Source organism: Acidaminococcales bacterium (assembly GCA_031290885.1).
GTDB lineage: Bacteria > Bacillota > Negativicutes > Acidaminococcales > JAISLQ01 > JAISLQ01.
On sequence record JAISLQ010000032.1, the window covers coordinates 1 to 13525 of the forward strand.

Below are 13525 nucleotides of genomic sequence, written 5' to 3' on the forward strand. Positions count from 1 at the left end.
CAAGGCTTGACGATAGTCTGCGGCGATTACATGCTCTCCCGGAGTTTTATTGACGCAAATACCTTTGCCTACTTCGATCCGCCGTATCGCCCTCTGACTGTAACGGCTAATTTCACAGCCTACGCGCAGGGCGGGTTCGGAGACGAACAGCAGATTGAGCTTGCTCGGTTCATAGACGATATGAGCGAGCGCGGTGCGTGGACTGTCGCGAGCAACAGCGACCCTAAGAACGCAGACGAGAGCGATGACTTCTTTGATGTTCTCTATGCTAAACACGCCATAGTGCGTATAGCGGCAACAAGGGCGATCAACTCCGTAGGTAGCAGTCGCGGTTGCGTCCGTGAGTTGCTGATAGTACGAGCGTAATATCAAAAATTGAGGTAATTCTACTATGATTTTTCTTTCTCGCAATTCAAAAGATAAGCCGGTTGTAGAGCAACTTGCCATTAAACTACGTGATGTTTTCGGACATGGAAAGGTCTTCTATGACGCTTGGTCAATTCAACCCGGAGATGGAATAATCGACAAGATAAATCAGGGCTTATCAGATTGCCGATTTTTCTTTCCTTTCTGTAAACAGAATACAGAGCAATATGGTAAAATTGGAATGGCAGAATGCCATTATGAAAGCGACGAACGGACAATGCAAGTTTATTCCTGTAAGAACGGACGGAGCGTTAATACCCCCAATCCTACAACAAACATTATATTTGGATTTGTACACTAATGGGCTTGAAGTGACTTTGCGCCAAATGTTTGATGTTATCCGTGGAACGAATACATTTAGTATAATGAGTTCGTTTTCAAATTGGGAGGCTGAACTCAAAAAGATTAATAATGGCTTCAAAGTAATCATAAATGCCAAGCACTTCATGGAACCAAGATCGAGTTTTGCTTTTATGCTGAACAACTCAGAAGATGAGATTAGTATTCATAAAAACGGTGTATGTATGACAGGGCACACGCCTGATGTTAAGCTCAATAACGGACAACAAGGTAATTGCTGGAGCATAATGGTTAGCGAAGCGACGGTTCCCGGGTTCCCTTTTGAATGTGAAATTAACGCAAAAGATAGTGCCATTAAAATACAACCTGTCGCCATTCTTTATGAAGTAAACCAAACTGAATGGCGTACAATGCCACTTTTATGGAGGGCCTAATATGCGTAACTTCACCGAATGGATCTCGACGTTCCGCGAGAGCATATCCGATTACGGATACTACATTGACTTCGCCAAGGTTCACCGCAACGTGGACGGGATTAAGGTCGAACTGAATATACTCAACTCGCTTATCGGCTCTCACAATATTGAGGCTGACTTCACCGCACTCGTTGAGCGTTACCCCGAAACGCTGAAATGCATACCGTTGTTGCTCGCCGTTCGCGAGAGCGATATTTACGCCATTGACGGCGACGGTGAGTTTCGCTACTCCTTCCTAAAGGCGAACTATTCCGCAGGGCAGTATAAGGTTTTTATGCGCAAAACGGGATTGTTTGAGCTGATTGAGAAACATATAATCGGCAGTCTTGTGGACTATGCCACAGGCGTTGAAACGGGTCTCGACAGCAACGGTCGCAAAAATCGCGGCGGTCATCTTATGGAGAACCTCCTTGAAGCACATTTGAAGAAATTCGGTTTCGTTTACGGCGAAACATATTTCAAAGAAATGCGCATCGCCGATATAGAGGCAAAGTGGGGCATTGACCTATCGGCGTTGAGCAACGGCGGAAAAACCGTAAAGCGGTTTGACTTCGTGGTTAAACCGGGCAACACGATTTACGGCATAGAAACGAACTTTTACAGTAGTCAAGGTTCTAAGCTGAACGAAACGGCTCGTAGCTACAAGACGATTGCGCTTGAAGCCCGACAGATTGACGGATTTGAATTTGTGTGGTTCACCGATGGAAAAGGATGGAACAGCGCACGTCATAACATCGAAGAAACCTTTGACGTTATGGAGCATATCTACTGCATATCCGACATTGAGGGCGGCGTTATGCACCGTATTTTCGTATGACCGTAAAGAAGTGGGAGCCGGATAATTTTGAGCTTGAAATGAACACGGTTTGGTCATTTCCGGAGCGTGGCAACTGGGCGACGCACGATGCTAAGTACCGCGGCAACTGGTCGCCGTACATTCCTCGCAACTTGCTGTTACGCTATTCTGCGGAGGGCGAGCTTGTGCTTGACCAATTCGTGGGCGGCGGCACAACGCTTGTTGAGGCGAAGTTGCTCGGACGGCAAGTTGTCGGTGTGGACATTAACCCCGCCGCGCTTGAGCGTTGCCGCGAAAAGACCACGTTCGAGTGCCCCAATTCGGGAAGTGTCGTTATTAGGCAAGGCGATGCCCGCAATCTCGATTTTCTCCGTGACGAGAGCGTTGGCTTTATCTGTACTCACCCGCCTTACGCCGATATAATTCATTACAGCGATGGCATTGACGGAGATTTGTCCAACTGCGGCATTCGAGAGTTTTTAGAGCAGATGAAGTCCGTTGCCGCCGAGTGTTTCCGGGTGTTAAAGTCAGGTAAATTCTGCGCGATACTTATGGGTGACACTCGCAAGAAAGGTCATGTTGTGCCGATGAGCTTTGACGTGATGAAAATTTTTGAGAGCGCCGGATTTGCTCTGAAAGAAATCATCATAAAAGAACAGCATAACTGTAAGGCTACAGGCTACTGGAAAACGAGTAGTGTCAAGTATAACTTTTTGCTGTTGGCGCACGAATATTTGTTTGTTTTTAAGAAATAGTGTTCATCGGCATTACCAACGGAGAAAAGATATTGTACACCTCTCTTTCCCGCCGATTTCGTCAGAGTACAATAGACCTCTCCAATAATTAAAGAAATTCCTCAAAAAACCCGATAAATAAGGTATGATGAATAAATATGATGCGTCGCAAAAGCTGACGGAAGAACAATTCAAGCGGATAATCGGAGTGAGGAAAGCAAAATTGAGGCCATCCTTGTAGACGTGACCGAAAGCCCGGTGGAACGCCCCCCAAAAAAACAGCGGCTATGGTATTAGTGCAAAAAAAGCAACACACCATCAAAACGCAACTGATCGTAAACAAGGTTAGCAGGGAAATCATTTGCACGGCACACGCCGAGGGTTCCTGCCATGACTTCAGGCTTTACGGGGAAAGTGTAGGGAGGGCAATTAAGCGGGGGCATAAAAGCATAGTGCGACAGCGGTTACCAAGGCATCCTTAGGCTTCACGGGAACAGTGAGACCCCGAAGAAGAAACCAAAAGGCGGCGAGCTCGCCCCTGAAGAGAGAGCCGATAACAGGCGCATTTCATGCGAGCGTATTCTCATGGAAAACATCAACGCTAAAATCAAGGCGTTCAAAATTACGGCCAACAAATACAGAAACTGCCGCAACCGTTTCAATCTCAGAGTGTCCTTGATTTGCGGCATTTATAATTTTGAGTTGTCGGCTTAATTATTGGAGAGGTCTATCTTTAGCGGCGAGATACATGTACCTTTGCGTTGACGGGGGAGGACTTAAAAGATGAAAAAATGAATCATTGGACAGAATTAAGTATAAAGTTCGCTAATCAAAGAAATTATCTTGACGCACTATTTAAGATTTAACCGACAAATCCTGACTGTATGCGTAATTATTGATAAAAGTAAGTGGGAATTCGTAGAAAAAAGTTTTAATGATCGCGACAATGTTAGCCTCATTCAACACTTGTTGTCCTTGGATTTATTTCCGATAAGGGATCGGAGTTCGATAACAAGAAATCCTAATACCGTTAATCGTTTATGTGGAAGAATTTATGAAATGGGATTAAATAAATTATGGGAAAGATGTTCCGCGCCAAAAGAAACGAACCGGCAAATATGGCCGCTTTTAAAAAGGTGGGTAAATAGTAGAGCATTAGGTATACAACCTGTAAAGGCAAACGAATTTCAAAAAGATGATAAAAATGCTATTTTAGATGCGACAGATGCGTCAATGAAAAAGTGGGCAATGGAAAATTTAAATTATACTCGTAACAAAGGCTTAGATTTTATTGGAAGGTTCAACAAAAGATATATTATAGGCGAAGCAAAATTTCTGACAGATTTTGGCGGACATCAAAATGCGCAATTTGACGATGCTATGAGTACGATAGCAAATGCTTCCCCGCGAGCGATTACAGTTGCCATTTTAGACGGGGTTTTGTACATTAACGGCAGAAAAAACAAAATGTATCATAATGCTACTAAAATGCATTGTGATCAAAATATATTAAGCGCACTGCTTTTGCGTGAATTTTTATATTCTGTTTAAGAGAAAAGGATCAAAATATGCAATTGTGTTATACTGGCAAAAAGAAAGCAGAATAAATACTCAATAACACGCCGTTTTGTTTTCTTAATGGTGTGTCCGAGAACAAGAACATGCTCATTAAAGGCGAAAATCTCTTTGTCTTGCAAACATTGCGTAAAAATTTCCAGTTGTCAAGCAGTATAGATTTGATATACATAGATCCGCCATTTTCAACAAATAAAACATTTACCATTGGCGAAAAGCGAGTCAGCACAATCAGTATGCGCAATAAAGATGAAATTGCCTATGTTGATGATGTGCGTGGTTTTGAATTTATTGAGTTTTTAAGGGAACGGTTGATTGTAGCGAAGGAATTGCTTTCTGATAAGGGATCAATTTATTTGCATATTGATTGCTGGATGGGGCATTATGTAAAAATAATAACGGATGAAATATTTGGTGCCGATAATTTCCATAATGACATAACCCGCATAAAATGTAATCCGAAGAATTTTGGCTGAAAATCCTATGGAAATATCAAAGACATGATTTTATTTTATACAAAAACAAAGCACGCCATTTGGAATAACCCCCAAATACCGTTTGCCATGGACGAAAAGAAATTTTTATTTTAAAAAACAGATAAAAATGGTAGAGCGTATACGACAATTCCTTTGCACGCGCCCGGAAAAACAAAAAATGGCGTCACCGAAAATGAATTTAAAGGGATTGATCCGCCGGAAGATAGACATTGGCGTTGCGCTCCGAAAGAACTGGAAGCGTTGGACGAAAAAGGGCTTATTGAATGGTCAGCCAAGGGAAACCCGCGCAAAATTATTTATGCGGATGAAAAATACGGCAAGAAAATGCAGGATATCTGGGAGTTTAAAGATTATCAGTATCCGGAATATCCAACGGAGAAAAATTTGGACATGCTTAAAGCCATTGTGCAAGCATCCTCGAATAAAGAAAGTGTGGTCTTGGATTTTGTCTGTGGTTCGGGTACTACGCTGGTGGCGGCGAATGAGTTGTGCAGAAAATGGATAGGCGTGGATAAAGCGGAAACAGCGATAAAAATCGCCAAAAAAATATTGGACAACATGTCAAAAAATCTGTTTGTTGACAGTAAATACTCCTGCTTGGAGGCTGATAATTTGCCTTGCGGGCAGAACCGGGACGAAAAATTAAACATAGCAAAATAAACTTTAATAATGCCAAATAAATCTGGCGTCCGGCGCGCAAGAGGAGCTGGCATTTTATTGGCGGGCTGCTGCGGACGGTTGCCGCGTTTGTTGTTTGAACGGGGCTTCATGCCACAGGGGATTTGACGCCTGCGGCATGGAGCCCCGTTCAATTTGCTTTTTGTGTCTATATATAGTATTTACTAAAATGAAATGCCACTACATATTGATTTTGTCCCCGGCCTGTGCTATATTGAAACAGCCGGAGAAAACACGTTATTACATCATTGATACCGGGCAGGGGTGGAATTGGCATGAGATGCCCTTTTTGCGGCAACAACGACAGCAAGGTAGTGGATTCGCGCGCAATCGACGATGGGTCCGTCATCAGGCGCAGGCGGGAGTGCCTGATTTGCGAACGGCGGTTTACGACTTACGAGAAAAGGGAAGAGATACCTTTAATCGTTGTGAAAAAAGACGGCAGCAGGGAAATTTTCAACGAGAAAAAACTTTTCAACGGGTTGATGAAGGCTTTTGAAAAGAGGACGGTTCCGGTCGAACAGATAAAAGAATTGGCCGAAAAGGTGGAAAGGCAAGTGCGCAGTTCCGGTGAGGCGGAAATTTCCAGCGCGCGGATTGGGGAAGCGGTGATGTCTTATATAGCGGAGGTCGATCAAATTGCTTACGTGCGGTTCGCTTCCGTTTATCGGCAGTTTGCTGATGTCAACAATTTTATGCATGAATTGCAAAGCATTATCAAGAAAAACTCCGAGGGAAATCCTTGAAGGAGACAAAAGTAAATGTTTGACGTTATTATTAAGCGCGATGGGCGCGATGTTCCGTTTGACGATTCCAAGATAACAAACGCGATCTTCAAGGCGGCCAACGCCGTGGGCGGAGCCGACCGGCAGTTAGCCGTTGAGGCGACGCTGGATGTTTTGAGGTATTTAAAAGCAAAATATAACGGGGCGGAGTTCGGCGTCGAGGAAGTGCAGGACGCAGTGGAAAAAATACTCATTGAGCGTGGGCACGCCAGGACAGCCAAGGCCTATATACTTTACCGCGCCCGGCGCAGCGCCATGAGGTCGGCCAGATCGGAACTTATGGACACAGTCGCGGACATTCTTGTTGAAACCAATCGCGACAACGCCAATATTTCCAATTCCCCTTCGGCCAAAATGCTCCAGATCGCCAGCGCGGCCAGCAAGGAATATTATCTTTCCCGGCTTATTCCCGAGCATATCGCCCAAGCCCACCGGCGCGGCGATATACACATTCATGACCTTGATTTTTACGGCAAAACGCTCAATTGCATAAACATACCGTTGAAACGCCTTCTGACCGAAGGATTCAACAACGGGCACGGTTATATCAGGCCGCCTAAACGTCCGGGTTCGGCTACGGCGCTGGCCGCGATCATTTTGCAAAGTTCGCAGAACGACATGTTCGGCGGGCAGTCTTTTGGTTTTTTTGATTTTGACATGGCGTCTTTCATGAAAAACGCGAACGAAGAAGAAGTTTTTCAGTCGATGGAGGCGTTGGTGTACAACCTTAACAGCATGCATTCGCGGGCGGGCGCGCAGGTGCCTTTTTCCAGCCTTAATCTTGGGCTTGACACATCGGAGGAGGGGCGCAAGGTAACGCGCAATCTTCTCCTGGCTTATGAAAAAGGCCTTGGCCGGGGGGAAAACCCCATATTCCCCAACATCATCTTCCGTATTAAAAACGGCGTCAATATGAATGAAGGCGATAAAAATTACGATCTTTTCCGTTTGGCGATCCGGGTGGCCTCACAGCGGATGAACCCTACTTTCAGTTTCATGGATGCGTCCTTTAACAAGCAATACGGCGGAGAAACAGCCTATATGGGCTGCCGCACGCGCGTCATCGCCAACCGGCACGGCGATGCCGTTACCACGGGCAGGGGGAACCTGTCCTTTACCACTATTAACCTTCCGCGGCTGGCGATTAAAGCCGAACGCAATCTGGCCGATTTTTACAAGCGGCTTGACGACATGGTTACTTTGACGGGCGAGCAGCTTTACCATCGTTACACAGTTCAGGGCAAGCTTAAAATAACCGACTTGCCGTTTCTCATGGGCCAGGCTCTTTATATGGGGGCGGACAAGCTGGCCGCCGCCGACGACATCAGCGGCGTGATCAAACATGGTACGCTTACGGTCGGTTTTATCGGGCTCGCGGAAACCCTTGCCGCGCTGATTGGGCGACACCACGGCGAGGACGAGGCGGCGCTTTCTTTGGGCGAGGAAATTATCGCTTTCATGCGCGAAAAAACTGATAAATTGGCCGATAAATACGATCTCAACTATACTCTGATCGCCACGCCGGCCGAAGGGCTTTCCGGGCGTTTCGTCGGCATGGACCGCAAAGAATACGGGCTGCTTGAAGGCGTGACCGACAAGAAATTCTACACGAACTCCTTTCATGTCCCGGTCAATTACAAAATAAACGCTTATAACAAGATGAAAATTGAAGGCAAGTTCCATCGCTATACGAACGCCGGGCATATAAGCTATGTGGAATTTTCTTCGCCGCCGGTCAACAACCCGGAAGCGGTGGAAGACCTTCTCAAATACATGGGCGAATGTGACTGCGGTTATGTGGGCATAAATTTCCCCATAGACTATTGCGACAACTGCGGCTATCTCGGGGTGATAAATCAGGAATATTGCCCGCGCTGCGATTCCAGCCATGTGCGCAAAACCAAAAGGCTGTCCGCCCCCCGCGAAAAAAATTAACGGAGTGACCTTTATGCTTAGGATAGGCAGTATCCTCGACGAATCGGTTGTTGACGGTACGGGCATAAGGCTTGTGGTGTTTTTTCAAGGATGCGGCCATTTGTGCAAAGGCTGCCACAATCCGGCGCTGCTTAATTTCGATGGCGGAGCGCTTTACGCGGAAGAAGAACTGGGGGACATTATAATAGGAAAATTGACGAGGCTGCACAGGGGCGTTACCCTTTCGGGCGGGGATCCGCTTTTCCAGGCGGAGGGCGCCGCCCGCCTCATTGATTATTTGCGGCGGCGCAAGCCCGGCTTGAACATCTGGCTTTATACCGGCTTTGAATACGAAAAAGTGAAAGATTGTCCGGCGGTGAGAACGGTGGACGTCTTGGTTGACGGGCCTTTTGTCGAAGAAAAAAAAGATCTTTTTTTGCCATTTCGCGGCTCGGCCAACCAACGCATTATAGAAATGCATCCAACGCTGGCCAATGGCCGGATTGTGGAGCATAAAACACGGTTTGCCGTTTAGCCTTAGCAAACAGCATGATCTTTCGGTGGGTGAATTTAGTTGAAATTGCGCGCGATCGAAACGGTCGGCTTTAAATCTTTTGCCGATAAAACAGAGCTGAATTTTGTTGATGGGATAACCGCCATAGTCGGACCAAACGGCAGCGGGAAAAGCAATGTGTCCGACGCCGTAAGATGGGTGCTGGGCGAACAGAGCATGCGTGCCTTGCGCGGCAATTCCATGGAAGACGTCATATTTTCCGGCAGCGGCAAGCGACATGCTTTGAACATGGCCGAAGTTACCCTTTGTTTTGCCAATGCCGACGGCGCGCTGCCGGTAGCCTTTCAGGAAGTCAGCGTCAGCCGCCGCATATTCCGAACAGGCGACAGCGCCTATTTTATCAATAAAGCGCCCTGCCGGCTGAAAGACATACATGACCTTTTTGCCGATACCGGTTTGGGGCGCGGCTCGCTTTCCATTATCGGACAGAACAAAATCGACGAAATACTCAACAACCGCCCGGAAGACCGGCGCGCCCTGTTTGAGGAAGCGGCCGGCATCACCCGCTATAAATGGCGCAAGAAAGAGGCGGCGCGCCGGCTGGAGGAAACTGACAACAATATAATCAGGCTCAACGATATTCGCTTTGAACTTGGCGAACGGTTGGAGCCCATGCGTGAAAGCGCCGAAAAAGCCATGCGGCACAATGAATTGTCGCAGGCTTTGAAAGAATGTCGCATAACGGCTTTTGTCCGCAAAATCGACCGTTCGGCCGGCATGCGGCAAACTGCCCGGGCGCAGCTTGAGGCGCTTAAACAGGAAGAAGAAACTTTGGCGGCCGGCAGCAGCATCAATGACAATAAAGTGTTTATGCTCGTCGGGGAATTGGAAAAGGTTTCTTCGGACATGCGAACCATACAGCAAAAAATGGCCGCCGTCCAAGCGTCCATAGAAAAACTTTCAGGACAGAAGGCGGTTTTGTCCGAGCGTATCCGGCAAAATGAGGAAAGGGCGGCCGGCGTGGATGAAAATAAATCGCGTTTGGCCAACGGCAAAGCCGAGCTGGAAAAAGAGCTTGGCGACATAAAAATCCGCCTGGCCGCGCAAAAGAAAGGCGAAAAAGCCGCCGGCGAGGACAAAGGGCGGGAACAGGCCAGGCTTTTGGAAACCAACCGGCAAATTGCCGAAATAGAAAAAGAACAACGGGCAGAGCAAGATGACGTTTTTGAGCGCAAGCGCAACATCCTGCAGATCAATAACGACATCCGCGCCATAGAAACCGCTTTTAACGTAAATGTCCGCCGAAAAGAAAAATTGTCAAGGGAAAAGGCTGGCATAGAAGAAAACATCCATTCCTTGCAGGCGGAAATAGACGGCTATCTTAAAACGCTGGCGCGGCATGAGGAGGAAAAAAACAAGCTGTTGCTGCGCAGCCGGGAAAGCGGCAAAGAAAGCGATTTTTTGAAAATCCGCTTAAAAGAGCTGGCCGGCCGGGAAAAAAAGGCGGAAACCGATATGCTTTCCCTGAAAGCCAGAACCGGCGTCCTGGAAAAATTGCAATCTGAATACGACGGCTTCAACAGCAGCGTGAAACGACTGATGACGGCCAACGCTTCTTGGCGGCATAAGCTCATCGGTACGGTCGCCCAGTTGCTTGACGTTCCCGCGCAATATGTGCCGGCGGTTGAAATCGCTTTGGGCGCGGCCATTCAAAATATTGTCGCCGAAGACGACCTGAGCGTCCGGCGGGCGATAGAATTTTTGAAAAGCGAAAAAGCGGGCCGGGCTACTTTCCTGCCCCTGAACAGGTTGCGCATCGCCGCTCCCGGCGGCGACGATTTGGCGTTGGCCTCCGCCTGCGGCATCATCGGCTTTGCCGATAAATTGGTCAAATGCGCCGCGAAGGTAAGGCCGGCCGTAGAATTTTTGCTTGGGCGGACGCTGATTGCGGCCGATCTTGACGCCGCTTTGAAAGTAAGGCATTCCGGCCGTCTGCGCATCGTAACGCTGGACGGCGATGTAATATACGCCGGGGGGACAATGAGCGGCGGTTCCCGCAGCGGCAAGGAAAGCGGGTTTTTGTCGCGCAATCAGGAGATTGCCGAAAACAGGGAAAAAATCTTGGCAATGGAAAAAAACCGCGATGAAACAGCGCGCGCAAAAGAAGAAATGTTGGCCGCGCTGGTTGCCGCAGAGAAAAAAATTGGGATAAATGCCGAAAAAATCAATGGCATGGAAGTGGAAACAGCCAAAATTACCGCCCACCGCAACGAGGCCGAAAAAAGCAAAAAGCAACTGGAGCTTGGCTTGGCGACGCTTGCTTTTGAATATAACGAAATAACCGGCGAGGACGGCAAACTGGCAACCGAGCGGGAACGCCTCGCGATTGCCAAAGGCGCCGCCGAAGCGGAAGATTTGGGGAAATACGGTTTGGCCGATGAGCTGAAAAACCGTCTGGAGGAATTAAAAATAGCCCGGGAGGAGATTCGTCTCCAATATAATGACGCGAACATCCGTTACGAAACAGCGCAAAAAGCCACGGAATTGTTGGCCGAGCAATACGACGGCCTAACGGCGCGCATGAACCAGGCTGCCGCCGAAAGCGAAAGGCTTGAAGGCGAGCTGGGCGTTTTCCGCAATACTGCCGCCTTGTCGCGGGATGAACAGGAGCGGTTGGAGGCGCGCATCCTGGAGGAGAGGCGGGAACTTGAAGAAGTAAAAGGCCGCTTGGACGAAACCGCCGCCGAGCAACTGCGTTTGCTGCCGCTACAGGCGCAATTGGAAAAAACCGGCAAGGAGATAAAAAGCAACCTTAATGCCGTGCAAAGCCGGCTGCGCAACGCCGAAGCGATCTTTGCGCGCCATGAAACCGAATTTAACATGACGATTGAACAATTACAGGACGCTTATGCGCTGGATATTGACGAGGCCAGAAAATTTTGCCGCAGCGATTTTACCGAAAGCGCCTTGGATGACGAAATGGCCGGGATCGAAAACCGCTTAAACCTGTTAGGGCCGGTAAACCCGGCGGCGATCGAGGAGTACAAACAATTGCAGGAACGGCATGATTTTCTGACGGCGCAACACGACGATTTGGCAAAGGCAAAGGAAGGACTTGGCGTATTGATCAGGGACATCGACCGTACCATGAGCAAACTTTTCCGCGAAGCCTTTGCCGCCATCAACGGACATTTCCAAACAACCTTTGTGCGTTTGTTCGGCGGCGGCACGGCCGGGTTGGAAATGATTGAGCCAGGCGACGTCCTTAACACCGGCATTGAGGTCATAGCGCAGCCGCCCGGCAAAAAACTGCAAACTTTAAGCCTTTTGTCAGGAGGGGAGCGCGCGCTTACGGTCATAGCCCTTTTATTCGCGATGCTGTCTTACCGCCCGGCGCCGTTTTGCGTGTTGGATGAAATAGACGCCGCCTTGGACGAGGCGAACGCGGACAGGTTTGTCAATTTTCTGACGGATTACGCGCGCAAAACCCAATTCATCATTATTACCCACCGTAAAACCACCATGCAGGCCGCCGACCTTTTGCATGGCATTACCATGGAAGAATCCGGCGTGTCCAAATTAATATCAGTTAAATTACTTGACAGAAACGAGGCTTCGGCATGAATTTGTTTGAAAAGCTGAAAGAAGGGTTGGCAAGGACCCGCAAAACTTTTACCGAGCAATTGGAAAAGCTAACCGGCGGCTACACAAAAATAGACGACGAATTTTTGGAAGAACTGGAAGCGGTTTTGCTGACCTCCGATATCGGCGTCAATACTGCGCAAAAACTTTTGCAGGAATTAAAGCAGGCCGCCGCGGGCGGAAAGATAACCGGAGCTTCGGCGGTACGGGGATTTCTGCAAGAGCGGGTAGCCGGCCTTTTGGCCGCCGGCGCGGCCGGGATGTCTGTTGCATCCAAACCGGCCGTCGTTTTGGTGGTAGGCGTGAACGGCGCCGGCAAGACGACAACCATCGGCAAACTTGGCAGCTATTATCACGAATCAGGGCTTAAAGTCATGTTCGCGGCGGCCGACACCTTCCGCGCCGCCGCCGCCGAACAATTGGAAATATGGGCAAATCGTTGCGGCGCCGACCTTTTAAAGCACGCGGAAGGATCGGATCCGGCCGCAGTAGTTTTTGACGCGCTCAAAGCCGCCCGGGCCCGCGGCGTTGACATGCTTTTTATTGATACGGCCGGCAGGCTGCACAACAAAACCAACCTGATGGAAGAACTGAAAAAAATTCATCGCGTGATCAAAAGGGAGATTCCTGACGCGCCGCACGAAACCTTGCTGGCCATAGACGCGACTACCGGGCAGAACGCCGTCGCGCAGGCGAAAATTTTCACGCAGGCGGCGCAAGCAACGGGCATAGTATTGACCAAACTTGACGGAACCGCTAAAGGCGGCGTGGTCGTGGCGATAAAAGACGCCTTGGGCATACCGGTCAAATGGATAGGGATAGGCGAAGGGCAAAAAGATTTTAGGCCGTTTGACCCCGTTGAATTCAGCAAAGCCTTGTTTGCCGAAACTACCGGCAAAACCGAAAAATAAAAATCCGCTGAAATCTGAACTTTGCGCAAAAAAAGCGCTTGACAGCGCAAAAGGCAATGTGGTAATCTAAGTAAGCACTCAAAAAGGCGGAGTGAAAAGTTCCTTGAAAACTGGACAATGGCAGGAAAAGAAGCCGGATGGGCGCGGGATTCCGCGCACGGCCGCCATGCCGTAAAACTGGCGCTGGCCGGGCAAGCCCGGCCGAAAAGGGGCCAAGGGGCTTTGGCAAGAAAGGCCGAGAGGCCAAAAGATATGCCGGAGAGTTTGATCCTGGCTC

General features: G+C 48.6%; 14 protein-coding genes. All 14 read left to right on the top strand.

Annotated features, from left to right (window positions below; all coding sequences use genetic code 11):
* Window positions 1-366: DNA adenine methylase (locus LBO03_03915; protein ID MDR3348742.1), on the top strand; the 366-nt coding region annotated here is incomplete at its 5' end.
* Window positions 367-391: 25 nt separating this feature from the next.
* A complete protein-coding gene (locus LBO03_03920; GenBank protein MDR3348743.1) occupies window positions 392-727 on the top strand; it encodes a toll/interleukin-1 receptor domain-containing protein in 336 nt (111 codons plus the stop codon).
* A complete protein-coding gene (locus LBO03_03925; protein MDR3348744.1) occupies window positions 624-1160 on the top strand; it encodes a hypothetical protein in 537 nt (178 codons plus the stop codon). Before LBO03_03920 ends, LBO03_03925 begins: the two co-directional genes overlap by 104 nt.
* 1 nt (window position 1161) lies before the next feature.
* The gene (locus LBO03_03930; GenBank protein MDR3348745.1) at window positions 1162-2019 is read left to right on the top strand and encodes a type II restriction endonuclease; all 858 of its coding nucleotides are present in this window, start codon (window positions 1162-1164) and stop codon (window positions 2017-2019) included.
* Window positions 2020-2057: 38 nt separating this feature from the next.
* Window positions 2058-2753, top strand: a complete 696-nt coding sequence (locus tag LBO03_03935; protein MDR3348746.1) for a methyltransferase domain-containing protein — start codon at window positions 2058-2060, stop codon at window positions 2751-2753.
* 453 nt (window positions 2754-3206) lie between these two features.
* Window positions 3207-3446, top strand: a complete 240-nt coding sequence (locus LBO03_03940; protein MDR3348747.1) for a hypothetical protein — start codon at window positions 3207-3209, stop codon at window positions 3444-3446.
* A gap of 129 nt (window positions 3447-3575) precedes the next feature.
* Window positions 3576-4283, top strand: a complete 708-nt coding sequence (locus LBO03_03945) for a hypothetical protein (GenBank protein ID MDR3348748.1) — start codon at window positions 3576-3578, stop codon at window positions 4281-4283.
* 110 nt (window positions 4284-4393) lie between these two features.
* Window positions 4394-4783 (top strand): site-specific DNA-methyltransferase, encoded by a 390-nt coding sequence (locus LBO03_03950; GenBank protein MDR3348749.1) that lies wholly within the window; start codon window positions 4394-4396, stop codon window positions 4781-4783.
* 153 nt (window positions 4784-4936) lie between these two features.
* The gene (locus LBO03_03955) at window positions 4937-5464 is read left to right on the top strand and encodes a site-specific DNA-methyltransferase (GenBank protein MDR3348750.1); all 528 of its coding nucleotides are present in this window, start codon (window positions 4937-4939) and stop codon (window positions 5462-5464) included.
* Window positions 5465-5757: 293 nt separating this feature from the next.
* Complete coding sequence (gene nrdR / locus LBO03_03960; GenBank protein ID MDR3348751.1) at window positions 5758-6228, top strand: transcriptional regulator NrdR; 471 nt, start codon at window positions 5758-5760, stop codon at window positions 6226-6228.
* A 15-nt stretch (window positions 6229-6243) separates the two neighbouring features.
* Window positions 6244-8202, top strand: coding sequence for an anaerobic ribonucleoside-triphosphate reductase (gene nrdD, locus LBO03_03965; protein ID MDR3348752.1), 1959 nt, complete (start codon window positions 6244-6246; stop codon window positions 8200-8202).
* A gap of 13 nt (window positions 8203-8215) precedes the next feature.
* The gene (gene nrdG / locus LBO03_03970; protein ID MDR3348753.1) at window positions 8216-8716 is read left to right on the top strand and encodes an anaerobic ribonucleoside-triphosphate reductase activating protein; all 501 of its coding nucleotides are present in this window, start codon (window positions 8216-8218) and stop codon (window positions 8714-8716) included.
* 39 nt (window positions 8717-8755) lie between these two features.
* Window positions 8756-12319, top strand: a complete 3564-nt coding sequence (smc, locus tag LBO03_03975) for a chromosome segregation protein SMC (protein ID MDR3348754.1) — start codon at window positions 8756-8758, stop codon at window positions 12317-12319.
* The gene (gene ftsY, locus LBO03_03980; GenBank protein ID MDR3348755.1) at window positions 12316-13248 is read left to right on the top strand and encodes a signal recognition particle-docking protein FtsY; all 933 of its coding nucleotides are present in this window, start codon (window positions 12316-12318) and stop codon (window positions 13246-13248) included. The genes smc and ftsY overlap by 4 nt, the downstream gene beginning before the upstream one ends.
* Window positions 13249-13525: the final 277 nt, after the last annotated feature.